The 14,857-nt window shown below is 71.0% G+C and carries 16 protein-coding genes; 12 read left to right on the top strand and 4 right to left on the bottom strand.

Annotation, left to right across the window (positions count from 1 at the left end; translation table 11 throughout):
* Positions 1-18 precede the first annotated feature (18 nt).
* Complete coding sequence (locus JOL79_RS16730) at positions 19-849, bottom strand: alpha/beta fold hydrolase (protein WP_210156743.1); 831 nt, start codon at positions 847-849, stop codon at positions 19-21.
* A 188-nt stretch (positions 850-1,037) separates the two neighbouring features.
* Between JOL79_RS16730 and JOL79_RS16735 the strand changes: the two genes are divergently transcribed.
* Positions 1,038-2,015 (top strand): sigma-70 family RNA polymerase sigma factor, encoded by a 978-nt coding sequence (locus tag JOL79_RS16735; protein WP_307848562.1) that lies wholly within the window; start codon positions 1,038-1,040, stop codon positions 2,013-2,015.
* Here JOL79_RS16735 and JOL79_RS16740 read toward each other — a convergent pair.
* The gene (locus JOL79_RS16740) at positions 1,929-2,321 is read right to left on the bottom strand and encodes an STAS domain-containing protein (protein WP_210156744.1); all 393 of its coding nucleotides are present in this window, start codon (positions 2,319-2,321) and stop codon (positions 1,929-1,931) included. The two genes, JOL79_RS16735 and JOL79_RS16740, sit on opposite strands and share 87 nt — an antisense overlap.
* Before the next feature lie 245 nt (positions 2,322-2,566).
* On the opposite strand from JOL79_RS16740, the gene JOL79_RS16745 reads away from it, so the two are divergent.
* From JOL79_RS16745 to JOL79_RS16790, 10 genes are all read left to right on the top strand, one after another.
* The gene (locus JOL79_RS16745; RefSeq protein ID WP_210156745.1) at positions 2,567-3,826 is read left to right on the top strand and encodes an ATP-grasp domain-containing protein; all 1,260 of its coding nucleotides are present in this window, start codon (positions 2,567-2,569) and stop codon (positions 3,824-3,826) included.
* Positions 3,827-3,900: 74 nt separating this feature from the next.
* Complete coding sequence (locus JOL79_RS16750; protein WP_210156746.1) at positions 3,901-4,863, top strand: hydroxymethylglutaryl-CoA lyase-like TIM-barrel protein; 963 nt, start codon at positions 3,901-3,903, stop codon at positions 4,861-4,863.
* A 65-nt stretch (positions 4,864-4,928) separates the two neighbouring features.
* Positions 4,929-5,690: an iron-containing redox enzyme family protein gene (locus JOL79_RS16755; protein WP_210156747.1), complete on the top strand. Its 762-nt coding sequence runs from the start codon at positions 4,929-4,931 to the stop codon at positions 5,688-5,690.
* Entirely contained in the window at positions 5,687-6,610 is a 924-nt protein-coding gene (locus JOL79_RS16760) for an aminotransferase class IV (RefSeq protein WP_210156748.1), read from the top strand. The genes JOL79_RS16755 and JOL79_RS16760 overlap by 4 nt, the downstream gene beginning before the upstream one ends.
* Complete coding sequence (locus tag JOL79_RS16765; protein ID WP_210156749.1) at positions 6,607-7,935, top strand: hypothetical protein; 1,329 nt, start codon at positions 6,607-6,609, stop codon at positions 7,933-7,935. Before JOL79_RS16760 ends, JOL79_RS16765 begins: the two co-directional genes overlap by 4 nt.
* Positions 7,932-8,600, top strand: coding sequence for an RraA family protein (locus JOL79_RS16770; RefSeq protein ID WP_210156750.1), 669 nt, complete (start codon positions 7,932-7,934; stop codon positions 8,598-8,600). Before JOL79_RS16765 ends, JOL79_RS16770 begins: the two co-directional genes overlap by 4 nt.
* Before the next feature lie 17 nt (positions 8,601-8,617).
* On the top strand, positions 8,618-9,157 hold the full coding sequence (locus tag JOL79_RS16775; RefSeq protein WP_210156751.1) for a nitroreductase family protein: 540 nt from the start codon (positions 8,618-8,620) through the stop codon (positions 9,155-9,157).
* Complete coding sequence (locus tag JOL79_RS16780; protein ID WP_210156752.1) at positions 9,157-10,437, top strand: MFS transporter; 1,281 nt, start codon at positions 9,157-9,159, stop codon at positions 10,435-10,437. Before JOL79_RS16775 ends, JOL79_RS16780 begins: the two co-directional genes overlap by 1 nt.
* Entirely contained in the window at positions 10,434-11,543 is a 1,110-nt protein-coding gene (gene dapE / locus JOL79_RS16785) for a succinyl-diaminopimelate desuccinylase (RefSeq protein WP_210156753.1), read from the top strand. The genes JOL79_RS16780 and dapE overlap by 4 nt, the downstream gene beginning before the upstream one ends.
* 15 nt (positions 11,544-11,558) lie before the next feature.
* Complete coding sequence (locus JOL79_RS16790) at positions 11,559-12,926, top strand: hypothetical protein (protein ID WP_210156754.1); 1,368 nt, start codon at positions 11,559-11,561, stop codon at positions 12,924-12,926.
* 122 nt (positions 12,927-13,048) lie between these two features.
* Here JOL79_RS16790 and JOL79_RS16795 read toward each other — a convergent pair whose 3' ends face one another.
* Complete coding sequence (locus tag JOL79_RS16795; protein ID WP_230984913.1) at positions 13,049-13,540, bottom strand: MarR family winged helix-turn-helix transcriptional regulator; 492 nt, start codon at positions 13,538-13,540, stop codon at positions 13,049-13,051.
* 96 nt (positions 13,541-13,636) lie between these two features.
* Here JOL79_RS16795 and JOL79_RS16800 point away from each other — a divergent pair, with 96 nt between their 5' ends.
* Positions 13,637-14,494, top strand: a complete 858-nt coding sequence (locus JOL79_RS16800) for a haloalkane dehalogenase (protein WP_210156755.1) — start codon at positions 13,637-13,639, stop codon at positions 14,492-14,494.
* A gap of 97 nt (positions 14,495-14,591) precedes the next feature.
* On the opposite strand, the gene JOL79_RS16805 is transcribed toward JOL79_RS16800, so the two are convergent.
* The gene (locus tag JOL79_RS16805) at positions 14,592-14,801 is read right to left on the bottom strand and encodes a hypothetical protein (protein WP_210156756.1); all 210 of its coding nucleotides are present in this window, start codon (positions 14,799-14,801) and stop codon (positions 14,592-14,594) included.
* Positions 14,802-14,857 lie beyond the last annotated feature (56 nt).

The raw sequence follows: 14,857 nt of genomic DNA on the forward strand, positions 1-14,857 counted from the left end.
GGGGGGGGGGTGATCCGGTCAGCTCTCGCGGTCGAGGAAGTCGACGGTGACCGCCGCGAAGAGCGGGGACCTGAAGATGTCGTAGTGGGTGAGACCGGGCAGGATCGCGAGCGCGTGACCGCCCTTGGGCCGGCCGTCGCCCTGCCAGCCACCGTCGCGCAGCCCGCCGTCGAGGAGTTTGAAGACCTCGATGTAGTGGCTCGGCGGCGCCATGTCGGCGTCGGCGGCGACCACGAGCGTCGGCATCCGCAGCCCGCGCACCTCTTCCGTGAAGTCGAAGTCCTCCGCCATCGCCGCACCGATCTTGTCGAGCAGCTTCGGGAAGTCCTCAGGACGGGGCGCCACCCGCTGGTAGAGCTCGTACATCGGGGTGTCCTTCATGAACTCGGCGGCCGCCGCGCTCACCTGGCCCTGCTGCTGGAGCAGCTCCGGATAGACGGCGTCGCGCCTGATGTTCGCCGACGCCGCGACCAGGCGGCCCACCTTCTCCGGGTGCCTGAACGCGACCTGCAGCGCCACCCCGCCGCCGAGGGAGTAGCCGACCACGTCCGGCTCGCGCAGGCCGAGGTGGTCGATGAGCGCGGCCACGTCGTCGGCCATCAGCCGGTAATCGAGCGGCCGGTCGATGTCGGCGGTCCGGCCGTGCCCCTGCAGGTCGACGGCGATGACCTGGTGGTGGTCGGTCAGGGCGGGCAGGATCGGCCCGAACATCTCCCCCGAGCCGAGACCCCCGTGCAGGAGGATCATCGGGCGCCCGTCCCCGTACGTCTCGTAGTAAAGGTTGATTCCGTTGACCTCGGCGTACTGGCCGGAGGCGGCGCTTTCGGCGGTCCAGGTCGTGGCGGTCATGATGTGTCCCTTCCGTGCTTCCAGTCGATGCTTCCAGCCGACGCTCTCGGCCGGCGTGATGACGGTGTAGACGAGGCGGTCACCGGAAACTCATCGCCGGCGGCGAAAGAATCTTCCGGCGCTCCCGAAGGAGATCCGCGTCACCGCTCCCCGCGAAAATGTCGTAGCCGGCCGCTAGGTTCGTCAGGGTGAGCGATGTGGCGACCAACGCACCGATCGAGTCGCGGCTGGAAGCGTACCGGCCCGAGCTGACCGGCTACTGCTACCGGATGCTGGGGTCCGTCTTCGAGGCCGAAGACGCCGTACAGGACACCTTCGTCCGCGCCTGGCGTGGTTTTGACCGGTTCGAAGGGCGCGCGGCGCTGCGGACCTGGCTGTACCGGATCGCGACGAACGTCTGTCTCGACATGCTCTCCAGCGCCCAACGGAAAGTCCGGCCCATGGATCTCGGCCCGGCAGGGTCCGGCCGCGCCACCGACCCGGGCGAGCCGCGTCCCGACCAGATCTGGGTGGGCCCGGCGCCGGACGGCCGGGTACTGCCCGAGGCCGCCGATCCGGCCGACGTGGTCGCCGGACGCGAGTCGATCCGGCTGGCGTTCGTCGCCGCGCTGCAACACCTGCCGCCGCGGCAGCGGGCCGTGCTGATCCTGCGGGAGGTGCTGGCCATGTCGGCCCAGGAGGTGGCCGACCTGCTCGGCACCTCGGTGGCCAGCGTCAACAGCGCCCTCCAGCGGGCCCGGGCCACCATCGCGGCCGCCGACACCGCCGCCGACGTGCGCGCGCCGCTGGACGCCGAGCAGAACGCGCTTCTCGCGCGTTATGTGAAGGCGTTCGAAGACTACGACCTCACGGCGCTGACCGCGCTGCTGCGTCACGACGCGACGCTGTCGATGCCGCCGCTGCCGCTGTGGCTGCGCGGCCACGACGACATCACCTCCTGGATGGCCGGCACGGGCAGCGGCTGCCGCGGCTCGCGCCTGGTGCCGGTGACGGCCAACGGCATGCCGGCGTTCGGCCAGTATCGGCCCAGCCTCAGCGGTTCCGGCCACGACCCGTGGGCGCTGATCGTCCTGGAGATCTCAGCCGGGCGAATCGGGGCCGTGAACAACTTCCTCGACACCGCCCGTCTCTTCCCGCTGTTCGGACTGCCGTCCCACCTGGAGTAGCACGCCGGTCAATCCGAGCAGGCGCACAAGCTCGCGCAGGTCGGGGCCGGCGCCGCTGACCACCAGACTCCAACCGTGCCGCCGCGCGGTCAGGCTGAGTCTGGCCAGCGCCTCGACCGTCACCACGCCGGGACGGGCCACCTCGGCCACGTCGCAGATCACCACGCCGCCGCCGCGGCCGCGCACCAGCGCGGCGAGGTCGGCGCACAGGGCCGGGATGTCCGCACGCGCGGGCTCCGGGCCGACGGTGAAGAAGATCGCAGAATCCGTCATGCGGATAGGACCGTCCGCGTCGCGGAAACTCATCGGATGACATGAAAGTCCCCGGCCGGGCGCCCGTCGATTACGGCCCAAGCGGAAATCCATAAATCCACATGAGCGCCGGACCTGTCAAATATTGAACAACAGGCGAAGCCTTGACCGGTTCCGACTCCGCGTGGTCAAATCAGCTGAGATTCGAGCTACCCAGCGGGGTCCGTTCATTGTGATGGGTAGCGGCCGCGATGCAGAGCCTACGAGCGTAATCACATGCTTGAAAGAGTAGGTCTACCATGTCGTTCACTGTCTCGGGTGGGGCCGTCGCGATCGTCGATTCCTACTCGACCGGTAGCGTTCTTGGGCGGGAGCTGAGTCAGCGGGGGGTGCGCTGCGTACACGTGCGGAGCACGACCGAAATACCTCTCTTCTTCAGCCGGACGTTCCGGCCGGAGAACTATGTGATTGACATCGACTCCCGTCATACGGATCTGCGCCTGGTGGTGGAACAGCTCGCCGCCCTGGATGTGCGGCACGTGATCTCGGGCTCGGAGGCCGGGGTGATCTGCGCGGACATCCTCAGCGATCGGCTCGGCCTCGACGGCAACGACATCGCGCTGGTCAACACCCGGCGGGACAAGTCCGAGATGGCACGGGTCGTACGGGCCGCCGGCCTGGCGACTCCGCTCGGAGAGGAATTCGGGACAGTCGACGCCGCCGTGTCCTGGTACCGGGAAACGCTAGGCGGAGAGGCGGTGGTCAAGCCGGTCGACAGCGCGGGTTCGGATCAGGTTCGCTTCTGCGGAAACGCGGCGGAAGTACGCGAGGCCTGCGCGCTGATTCTGGCCGGACGCAATATATACGACACACCGAATCGCACGGTTCTGGTCCAGGAGAGATTGTTCGGCACGGAGTTCTACATCAATTCGGTGTCCGAATCGGGTGTTCACCGGATGGCCGAGATCTGGCGATATACCAAGCGCCTTGGTCCGGCCGGCACTCCCGTCTATGACTATGAGGAGCCGGTGGATCTCTCCTCGCCCGAGGCGGCCGTGCTGCGCGAGTTCGTGTGCGAGGTTCTCGACGCGCTGGGAGTGCGTTATTACGCGGCGCACACCGAGGTCATGTTGACCGAGCGCGGGCCGGTCCTCATCGAGTGCGGCGTGCGACTGGGCGGAGGGACGATCCCGGACACCGTCGAGAAGCTGACCGGCATGTCCCAAACGGCGTTGCTGGCCCGCATTCTGCTGTCCCCCGGCTCACTGACGGAATTCGACGAACGACAGGTTGTCATCGACGCGGCGGTCAGGAACGTCGCGCTCATCAATCCGGCTCCAATCACGGAGCAGGCCGGCGACTGGGCGGATCGCATCGCCGAGCTTCCCACGGCGGTCGGGGTCGCCGGAGTCCCGGCGTCGGGCGAACCCCTGCCCCAGACGGTGGATCTGGTCACCTCACCGGGATTCGTATATCTGGCGTCCTCGGACCCGCTTGAGGTGCTGAGGGACTACCGGCGTCTGCGAGACCTCGAGGTGAACGGTCTGTACGGTCGCTGACCCGCCCCGGCTGGTTCAGGCGTCCCTTCAGCCGCCGCCGGTGTGGATCTTCTCAATCCTTGTGGAGTAACCGCATGTCTGCGTATCCCCCTGCGTCGCGCGAAAACCTGATCGGCTTTCCCGCGAACGGGCCGCTCATCCTGGACGTCACGCTCCGCGACGGCGGCTATGTGAACAAGCACAGCTGGACGCTCGCCGAGGCGGTCTCGATCGTGCGGGCCGTCGACGCCGCGCGTGTCCCCTATGTCGAGGTCGGCTATCTGGGCGCGGCCAACGGAGGCCGGCTGGCCCCGTCCAGCCGCTGTGAGCCCGACTACCTCGGCGCGCTGCGCGCCGAGGTCGCCCACACGCGCCTGGCGGTCATGGTGCGTCCCCCACAGGTGTCGCCCGAGCGGATCGTCGATCTGCGCGAGCACGGCGTCGAGATGCTCAGGATCGTCGTCCCGGGCGGCGATGTGACCGGGGTCCGGCACTACTTCGAGGCCGCGAGGGAGGCGGGCCTCGCGGTGGTGGCGAACCTCACCCACATCAGCAGGGTACGGCCGGAGGAGCTGGCCGAGCGCGCCCGCCTGTGCGCGGAGGCCGGCGCGGAGCTGGTGTACCTGGCCGACTCCAACGGCAGCCTCTATCCCTCCGACGTCAAGGAGCGGGTCGAGAAGACCGCGGCGGGCTGCCCGGTGCCGCTCGGCTTCCATCCCCACAACAACCTCGGCCTGGCGTTCATCAACTCCTGCGTCGCCGTCGACGCCGGGGTGAGCGCCGTCGACGCCTCCATCGGAGGCATCGGCAAGGGGGGCGGCAACCTGCCCCTTGAACTGGTCGTCGGCCATTACGTCCGCCAGGCCGGCGCCGACTATCGGGTGGAGCCCCTGCTGCAGGAGCGCAGCACCTACTCCGCCCGGCTGCGGATGCTCTCCGACGGGACCTCGCACTCGCTCGTGGCCGGGCTCCTCGACGTCAGCCTCGATCAGGCGGGCGCGCTCGAGGAGCAGGCCGCCCTCAACGGCTACGACGCCGTGCTGCGCAGCGGCATCTGAGAGGCCCGAGGCGGCACCCCCAAGATCTCCCCTCCGCTGGACACCCCGACAGAGAAGGAAGCTTCATGGCTGATTTCATCGCCACGCTCGACTCGATGATCTACGAGCGGCGGAAGATGACGAGCCCGCTCTACCAGACGATTCTGGCGGGCAAGGCGACGCGGCGCCTGCTGCAGGCGTTCGTGCTGCACCGCTGGCCGATCAAGAGCGTGTGGACCCGTCACATCCTTGGCATCGCCTCCAACATCGACGACTACGACCTGCGCAAACTGCTGGTGGAGAACATCTACGAGGAGGAGACCGGCACGCTGTCGCAGTCGCAGCGGCACCTGCAGACCTTCGCCGATTTCGGCGCCCGGGTCGGAGTGACGCCCGAGCAGCTGGAGAACGCGCCGATCGCCCCGGAGACCGCCGCCGTCATCGCGCACAACGTGGCCGCCTGCAACAGCGGCAAACTGCACTTCACCGCCGGAGCGGCGTCGGTGCTCCTGCTCATGGAGGGCCAGCCGCCCATCGTCAACAACGGCGGCGAGAGCATGCTGTCGGTCATGCGGGACGTCTACGGGCTGCCGCGGGAGGGATACGAGTTCTTCGTCCACCACGCGTCCGCCGAGTCGGAGTCGGAGGCGGTCAGCGAGCTGGAGGACGAGCACGCGGCGGCCGCCCGCGAGCTGCTGCGGCGCTACTGCTCGACCGATCTGCTGCGGGCGCAGGCCGTCGACGCCCTGGCGACAGCGCTGGAGCTGCGGCACCGCCACTTCGACATGATCCTGGCGACCGGCTACGACGCCTCCGAGCCGGTGTTCCGGTACGGGGCCGGCGCGTGAGCGTCGGTTACAGCGTCGTCTATCACGACGGGCACTACGTGCCCTCCGCGGCGGCCGTGCTGCCGGTGGGCTCCATCGCCCTGCGGTACGCGGTGTCGGTCTTCGAGGGCGTCCGGCTCTACGCCGGCGCCCACGGGGCCGTCACCGCGTGGCTGCTCGACCAGCACCTGGAACGGCTGCGCAACTCGTGCCGGATCATGGGGCTGGACGACGACGAGTGCGCCGAGGTCCCGCGGATCCTCCGCCATCTGGTGGAGGTCAACGAGGTCACCGGAGACAGCTACGTCCGGATCGCGGTGAGCGCCGGGAACGCCGGCGGGATCGACGCGGCCGCCGAGCCGGTGCTGACCGTCACCGTGACACCGTCCGGCCGCAAGCGCTGGCTGGCCGACGACACCGGGATGCGCCTCACGATCAGCGGGTGGAGCCGTCCCGGCCCGGCGACGTTCCCGAACGAGGCCAAGAACATCTCGGCGTACGCCGGTCCGCGCCTGGCGCTCGCCGAGGCCCGGCGGGACGGCTACGACAACTGCCTGCTCCTGACCGTGGACGGGCTGGTCAGCGAGGCGCCGACGGCCACGGTCTTCCTGGTGGAGGGCGACCGTCTGGTCACGCCGCGGCTCGCCGACGCCGTCCTGCCCAGCGTGACCCGCGCGTGGGTGCTGGCGACGGCGGCGGACCTCGGGCTGAGCGCGGCCGAGGAGGCGGTGACCCCCGACCGGGTACGCGCCGCGGACGAGGTGTTCCTGTGCGGCACCGGCATCGAGTTCGGGCCGGTCCGGGAGGTCGACGGCGCGGCGGTCGGGTCCTGGCCGCGGCGGCCGGTGACCGCGCGGCTGGTCGAGGAGCACTTCGCCCAGGCGCGCGGCCACAAACCCGCCACCCACGTCGTCCTCGGCCTGGAAGGAGTGCATCGGTGATCGCCTGGCCGGAGGCGATGGCCGAGGCGCACCGGCTGATCGCCGATCCCGCGGCCACCGACCGGGCCGTCAGCGAGGCGGTGGCCGCCGCTCCGGCGTTCCAGAACCGCGACTTCCCGCTCTCCCCGCTGCCACTGCTGGTCCGGCACGAGGAGGCCGAGCCGCTGCGGGACGACCTCGCCGGCTACGTCGCCCTCCTGGGCGAGGTGGTCCGGCTGTACCGCGAGCACGAGGAGGTGCAGGCCTGGTTCGGCCTCGGTGCCGGGGCGCACCGGCTGGTCATGGCCGACGCCGGGCCGGGTGACCGGCCCTGGGTGTGCCGGCTCGACGGCTACGTGGAACAGGAGACGGAGCGGCTGGTCATCCTGGAGAACAACGCCGACGCCCCGGCTGGGACGTTGTTCACCGCGCGGATCAACGACCTGGTCGCCGGACTGTCGTCCGGGCGCGGACGGCTGACGTCGCTGACGTACCGGGGTGGCGATCTCTTCCTGCGCGCCCTGCTGGAGGGGGCACGCCTGGCCGCGCGGGCGGACCCCGGCAGGTGCGGCGAGCCGGGCGCGCTGGCGATCCTGCAGCCCGCCGGCGCCGCCAACCGCGAAAGCGCCGAGATGGTCTCCGAGTTCAACGCGCGCGGGATCGACGCCTTCCTGGCCGATCCGCGCGAGCTGACCGTCGTCAGGGGCCGTGCCCGCTTCGGGGACCGTGGCGCCGACCTGTGCTGGAACAAGGTCAACACCGTGGCCTGGACCGGGATGATGGCGGACGCCGAGTTCGCGAAGGCGTGGGAGGCCGCGCTGCTGGAGACGCCGCTGGTGCACCTCAATCCGTTCGGCGCCCGGTATGTCGCGGAGAGCAAGCTGGCCCTGGCGTTCGTCCAGGAGCCCGGCTTCGCGTCGCTGTTCACCGCCGAACAGCGGCGGCTGGCCGACCGGCTGCTGCCGTGGACCCGCCGGGTCACCTCCGGCGAGCTCGTCGAGCGCCTGCTGGACGACCAGCGGTCGTACGTCGTCAAACAGCCGTACGACATCCGCGGAGACGGCGTGACGATCGGCCACGACGTGCCGCGCGCCGCCTGGCGGCAGGCCGTCGGCCAGGCCCTGCGTGAGGGTCACGTCGCCCAGCGGCTGGTCGCGCCGGCCGCCTACCCGGTGATCACGCCGGGGAGCGACCGGGTCTCCATGATGGCGTTCAGCCTCGACACGTACGTGCTGGGCGGCCAGGTCGCCGGATTCGGATCCAAGGCCAGCCACAACGCGCGGGTCAACATCTTCCAGGGCGGGCGGAAACTGGCCGTCCACGTTCTGACGAGGGACCGGGTGTGAGCGAAACTCTGAGTGTCCTGGCCGCCCGCTCGACGTCGACGATCAGTGACGCGCTCGACATCGCGGGACTGGCCGGCGCGGTGTTCGGGCTGCGCCGCATGTCGGGGTCCGCGGTGGTCGTGGGCCCCGCCTTCACCGTGATGTTCGAGCCGGTGGCGGAGGGACGCCCCGCGGCGGCCGCCGACTACATCGAGGACGTGCCCGCGGGCTCCGTCGTCGTCCTGGCCAACGAGGGCCGGGCCGTGACGGTCTGGGGCGACATCCTGACCTCGGTCGCGCTGGCGAACGGCATCGCCGGGACGGTCATCGACGGTTACTGCCGCGATGTCGACGGAATCCGCGAACTGGGCTACTCGGTGTGGGCCAGGGACGCGTTCATGCGTACGGGCAAGAACAGGGTGCGGATGCGGGCGGTCCAGGTGCCGGTCGTGATCGGGGACGAGGGCGTGGAGGTCCGCCCGGGAGACATCGTCTGCGCCGACGGGAACGGCGTGCTGCGGGTGCCCTCCGCGGCGGCCGACGACATCGCGGCGGAGGTGGTCCGCATCGGCGAGATGGAGGAGCGGGTTTTGCGCGACGTCCGGGCGGGCCTGTCGCTGCGCGACGCCCGGCTCGCGCACGGCTACAACAGGGCGGCCCTCCGCATCGCGGCGGACGCGCGGTGACCGGCATGATGCCCGCGATGTCCGCGACGCCGGAGATGTCCGTGCATCAGGCGGTGCGCAGCCGGTGCGGCGGCGGACGGCTGCTCGACGAGGCGCCCGGCGACGACGACCTGGTCCGGCTGACCGGTCTCGCCATGAACTCGCCCGACCACGCGGCGCTGCGTCCGTGGCGTCTGATCGCGCTGCGCGACGACGCGCGCAAGCTGCTCGGGGAGGCGATGGCCGAGGCGGGCGGCGACGCCGCGAAGCCGCTGCGCGCCCCGCTCCTCGTCGCCATCGTCCTGGTGCCGCGCGAGCACCCGAAGGTCCCGGAGTGGGAGCAGCTGGCCGCCGCCACGTGTGTCGTGGCCATGCTGAGTCTCCTGCTGCACGCCGAGGGCTGGGCCGCCAAGTGGCGGACCGGGCCGCTCCTCGACGCCGCCTCCGTACGCGCCGCGCTGCGGATCACCGGTTCGGAGCGGCTGCTCGGGTTCCTCTACGTGGGACGGCCGGATCCCGGCGCGCACCGGCCGCCGCGTCCCGTCACCGACCCTCTGGCGCACCTGGAGTTCGCGTGATGTCCGGACAGTCCAGCGTCACCACCCAGAACGCGGCCCCGGGGCAGCGCCTCGGCGGCGCGTACTCCCGCCTGTGGGTGGCCTCCAGCCTGTCGGCCGTCGGAGACGGCATGACGCTCACCGCCGGACCGCTGGTCGCCGCCTCCTTCACCAGCGACCCGCGGCTGGTCGCGGGGGTCACCATGGCGCTGACCCTGCCGTACGTGCTGCTCGGCCTTCCGGCGGGCGTGCTGGTGGACCGGGTCAGGCTCCGGCCGGCGATGGCGGGCATCGATTTCGTCCGGGCGGCGGCCGTCGGGACGCTGGCGGTGGTGCTGGTGACGGGCCACGCCAGCCTGGTGCTCCTCTACCTGGTCTTCTTCCTGATCGGTGCGGGCGAGACGTTCTTCCGCAACGCGTCGCAGGTGCTGGTGCCGTCCCTGGTGCCCGGGCCGCTGCTGGTCGAGGCGAACGCGCGGATGATGGCGGCGCAGACCGCGGGCAACCAGTTCGTCGGGCCGCTGGTCGGCTCGGCGTTCTTCGCCTTCGCCGCGGCCCTCCCCTTCGGGATCGACGCCACGACCTTCCTGCTGTCGGCGGTGCTGCTGACGTCGATCCGGCTGGCCTCCGCGCCGGGCGCCGTCGCGGCACCTGTGACCCCGGATCCCGCCCGGCGGCGGCCCAGCCTGCTGGCCGACCTGCCGACCGGAGCGCGCTGGCTGGCCCGGCACAGGCTGCTCCGCAACCTCGCCCTGGTGGCCGCGATGGCCAACCTCGCGCAGACCGGCGGGCTGGCGGTGCTCGTCGTGCACTCGCACGAGGTCCTGCATCTCGGCGACTTCGGGTACGGCGTCATCCTGGCCTGCCAGGCGGCGGGAGCCGTACTGGCGGCCCGGATCGCGCCGAGGTTCGTCCGGTGGATCGGCGGAGAGCGCGTGCTCGTCGGCGTCGCCTGCGCCATGGGCTGCGGCAACGTGCTGGCCTGGCTGATCCCCCAGGGGTGGGCCGTGGGACTGGCGCTGGCCCTCGTGGCCTGTGCCGGCGTGACGTGGGATGTCGTGGTGGTGGTGCTGCGTCAGACCCTCGTCCCCGTCGACCTGCAGGGACGGGTCAACAGCGTCTACCGCCTCGTCGCGTGGGGGGCCATGCCGCTCGGCGCCGGGCTCGCCGGGCTCGTGGCCCACGCCTGGGGCACGACCGCGGTCTTCGGGCTCAGCGCTCTCATCATGGCGGGCCTCGCCGTACGACTCGCGGCGGGCGCCCGTTCGTCCTGGTTCTCGGCCTATGGGGTGAGCGCGTGAACGCCGTACGGGAGGCCGCGGCGCGGCGGCGGGCGGTTCTGGACAGCGCCGACCTGGTGGAACTCACCCGCGCGCTGGTCGGGGTGCCGTCGGTGAGCGGCTCGGAAGGAGCCCTGGCCGACCTGGTCGAACGGAGGCTCCGGACCCGGGCTCCCTGGCTGCGGCTGTACCGGACCGGCAACAACATCGTGGCACGGACCGAGCCGGCGCCCGCCGAGCGGCGCCGGGTCGTCCTGGCCGGCCACCTGGACACCGTCCCGATGTCCGACCGGCAGGCGCCCGCGCCGGACGCCCCCGGCTCGGTGTCGGGGCTGGGGGCGGTCGACATGAAGGGCGGGGTGGCCGTGATGCTGGCGCTCGCCGAGCAGGAGCCGGGCGAGGGCCAGGGCCGGACGTTCGTCTTCTACGACCGCGAGGAGACCGGCTCTCACGGCAGCGGTATGCGGGTCCTCTTCGAGGAGCACCGTTCGCTGGTGGACGGCGACCTCGCCGTTCTGCTGGAGCCGACGAACGGACTCGTGGAGGCGGGCTGCCAGGGCAACCTGGTGGTGGAGCTCACCTTCACCGGATCGCGGGCGCATACGGCACGCCCGTGGAAAGGGCTCAACGCCATCCACAAGGCCGCACCCGCGCTCCATCGCATCGCCGGTTTCACGCCTGGGACGGCGACGATCGACGGGCTGGAGTATCGGCAGTCGATGTCGGTGGTCGCCGTGGAGGGCGGCGTTCAGGGGAACGTCGTTCCGGACCACTGCGTGCTCCGGGTCAACTACCGCCACTCCCCCGACGTGGACAGCGGCGCGGCCGAGAGGCTGGTGCTCGGGCTCGCCCCCGAGGCGGACGCCGCGCGGGTGCGCCTGGCGTCGCCACCGGCCCCGCCCGATCTGGGCAACCCGCTGATGGCCGGGTTGTGCGCGGCGGCGAGCACCGAGGTCCGCCCGAAGCTCGGCTGGACCGACGTCGGCAGGTTCGCCGCGCACGGCATCCCCGCGGTCAACTTCGGCCCGGGCGACTCGCAGCTGGCCCACACGCCGTTCGAGGTGGTCGGCCGCGCCGAGCTGGAGGCCTGTCACACCGCGCTATCCGCATTCCTGCGTTCGCTCTGAGAGGAGCACCTCACTGTGACGATGCACGACGTGCGTTCGGCTCGGTCTCGACTGGGCGCAGAATACATCGCCTATCTCGCGGAACTCGGCGTCGATCACCGGCAGCTCATCGAGCACGCCGACGCCTCCGACCTGCTGGCGGTCGCCTACCGCGGACGGTTCCTGCCGGCGCCGGTCTTCATCTCCGCGGCCGAGCGAGCGGGGCTCGCCGCCGACCTGCGCACGGTCTACGACCTCCTCAACGAACTGCCGGACCGGCTCTTCGGCGGCGAGATAGAGGGGCTGGCGCGGGCGGTCGGCATGAACGACGTCCAGACGTCGATCGTTCGCCGGGCCGCCGCGCTGGACGCGCCCCGCGTCCCGTTGGCCCGGTCTGACCTGTATCGGGATGAGACCGGGTTCAAGCTGCTTGAACTCAACATCACCAGCGCGCTCGGCGGTTTCGAGAACGCCGAGATCAACCGGACGATGCTCCGGCACCCCGCGCTGGCCTCCTTCGCCGACCGGCACGGCCTCGGATACGTCGACAGCCTCGTCCAGATCGCCACCTCGCTGCGGGCCGAGTGCGGGCCGTTCCTGACCGGCGACCGGCCGGTCCTGGCGCTGGCCGACTGGCCGGAGAGCTTCCTCACCTACGAGCCGCGGCTGCACGTGTGGGCGCGGGTCCTGGAAGAGCAGGGCTTCGAGGCCATCCCCTGCCATGTGGGCCAGATAACCGAACGCGGCGGCGACCTGTACGTCAAGGACCGGCGGATCGACGTGATCTACCGCTACTTCCTCGTGGAGGAGATCTTCTCGGACGACGACGCGGCGCTCGTCGAGCCTCTCCTCCGCGCGACGGAGCAGGGGCGGGTCGGTATGTTCAGCCGTCTGGACGCCGAGCTGTACGGCAACAAGGGGGCGTTGGCCCTGCTGTCGGACGAGCGGTACCGCTCCACGTTCAGCCCGCGTGAGCTGGACTGTGTCGACCGCTTCCTGCCGTGGACGCGGAAGGTGACTCCGGCGCTGGAGAGTCGCGCACTGGCGGAGCAGCACGACCTGATCCTCAAGCCGACCCTGCTCCACGGCGGCAACGGGATCGTCCCCGGATGGGAGGTCTCGGCCGCCGAGTGGGAGACCCGTGTGCGGGAGGCGATGAACGGTCCGTACGTCGTTCAGCGACGGATCCGGCCGGCGGCCGAGCCCTTCCCCGACCCCGACGGCGCGGGGGTGAACGATCTCTACCTCAACTGGGGTGTCTTCCTCACCAGCCCGGAGATCTGCGGAGGAGACGGCTACGGCGGCTGCATCGTGCGCGGCAGCCTCAACCCCGAAGTCGGGATCGTCAGCATGTCGGGCGGCGCCCGCGTCGGATGCTGCTTCGACGCCCCGGAAACCCGGTGAGGCTGTTCACGTGATCGCCGGCGGGCGGCCCCGGGGCGATCTCACCCCGGGGCACCCGCGGCACGCGGCCGCCGGTCAACAGAGATCAGATTCCCGGCGCGGCTCGTGGGCGCGCGCCGTCCTCAGGCACAGCCCGTGCTCCCCGCGTGGTGGTCGACGAGCCGGGTGAGCAGGCCGGTCAGCTGGTCGCGTTCCGGCCCGGTGAGTGGCGCGAGCACCTCGTCCTCCAGGGCCGCGAGCACCGCGTCGAGGCTCCGCAGCCGGTCGAGACCCTGCCGCGTCATCGTGATGACGTTGCGGCGGCGGTCGGCCGGGTCGGGCGCACGCTCCACCAGGCCGCGTCCGGCCAGCTCGTTGATGACGGCGACCACGTCGCTGCGGTAGATGCCGGTACGGCGGCTCAGCTCCGCCTGGCTCACCGGCCCCGCCTCCTCCAGCGTCGCGAGGACGGCGTAGTGCCACTTGCGGGCGTCCGCATGAGCCAGCCCTTCGTTCACCAGGCGGTCGGAGAGCATCGCGGCCAGCGACAGCAGCCGGGTGGGCAGGCGTCGCAGCCGGGCAGGGCTGCGCGTCACCTCCCCGTGGTGGGTCATGTCGGACGCGCTCCTGCTCATGCCGCCGATCCTAACCCCTATTGCGTTAGTGGCACTAACGATGTAGGTTCCGTTTGTGACACTAACGTTAGTTAGACGAACGAATTTGGAGAAGTCATGCCCGTGATCGACGTCCTCGACTCGACGATGTACTACGAGGAGACGGGGAGCGGCGTCCCCTTCGTCTTCCTGCACGGCAACCCGGCCTCATCCCATGTGTGGCGCGATGTCCTGCCCGGCATCGGCGGCCCCGCCCGCCTGCTCGCCCCCGACCTGATCGGCATGGGCCGCTCGGGCAAGCCGGACGTGCCGTACCGGTTCGCGGACCACGCCCGCTATCTCGACGCCTGGTTCGACCGGCTGGAACTGGAGGACGTCGTGCTCGTCGGGCACGACTGGGGCGGGGCGCTCGCCTTCGACTGGGCCGCCCGCCACCCCGGCCGCGCGCGCGGCGTCGCCTTCTTCGAGACCATCATCCGGCCGATGTCGTGGAGCGAGCTGGGTGACGCCCCACGCGCGCGCGCCGAGACCATACGCGGGCCGGAGGGCGAGACGCTCGTCCTCGATCAGAACTTCCTCGTGGAGACGGCGTTCACCGGAGGGGTGCTCACGCCGCTGAGCCGGGAGGAGATGGAGCCGTATCTGGCGCCGTATCCGACCAGGGAGAGCCGCCGCCCCCTGCTGGAGTGGGCGCGTTCACTGCCGGTCGACGGCGAACCCGCCGACGTGACGGAGCGGGTCGAACGCTACGACGAGTGGCTCGCGGCCAGCGGCGACGTCCCCAAGCTCCTGCTCACGTTCGACTCCTCACCGACCCTGGGCATCGGGGCGGACATGGCCGAATGGTGCGCGGCGAACATCGCGGCTCTGGAGATCGAGCACTGCGGCCCCGCGGGTCACCACGCGGCGGAGGACCAGCCCGAGGCCATCGCCGCGGCGATCACCGGATGGGCGAAGCGGCACGAACTGGGCTGAGGGGCGGATGCGGGGAGCTCCGCTCCGTACCGCCGGCGGGACGGAGCGGAGCTTCCGGCCGCCCCGGCTCGCCGGACGCCTTGTCCCCGGGTCGCCGCTACTTCTCGCCGGACGCCTCGCCGGACGCGCGGCCACGCCTCGCGGCGCGGACGGCCACGACCAGCGCGATCACGGAGATGACGACGGCGGTCAGTGTGCCCCACAACTGCAGTTGATCGACGAAGGAGGCCGAGTCGGGCGTGGTGGTGTAATGGTGCACGACCGCCCGTGTTTCGACTTCATAGGCGGGGTCGGGGATGGGGGTCATGGGTCCTCGTTGGGCTCGTTGGGAAAGTCGGCCGCCTCCGCGGCGGCGGGATCCGC

The organism is Microbispora oryzae, assembly GCF_017896165.1.
GTDB lineage: Bacteria > Actinomycetota > Actinomycetes > Streptosporangiales > Streptosporangiaceae > Microbispora > Microbispora oryzae.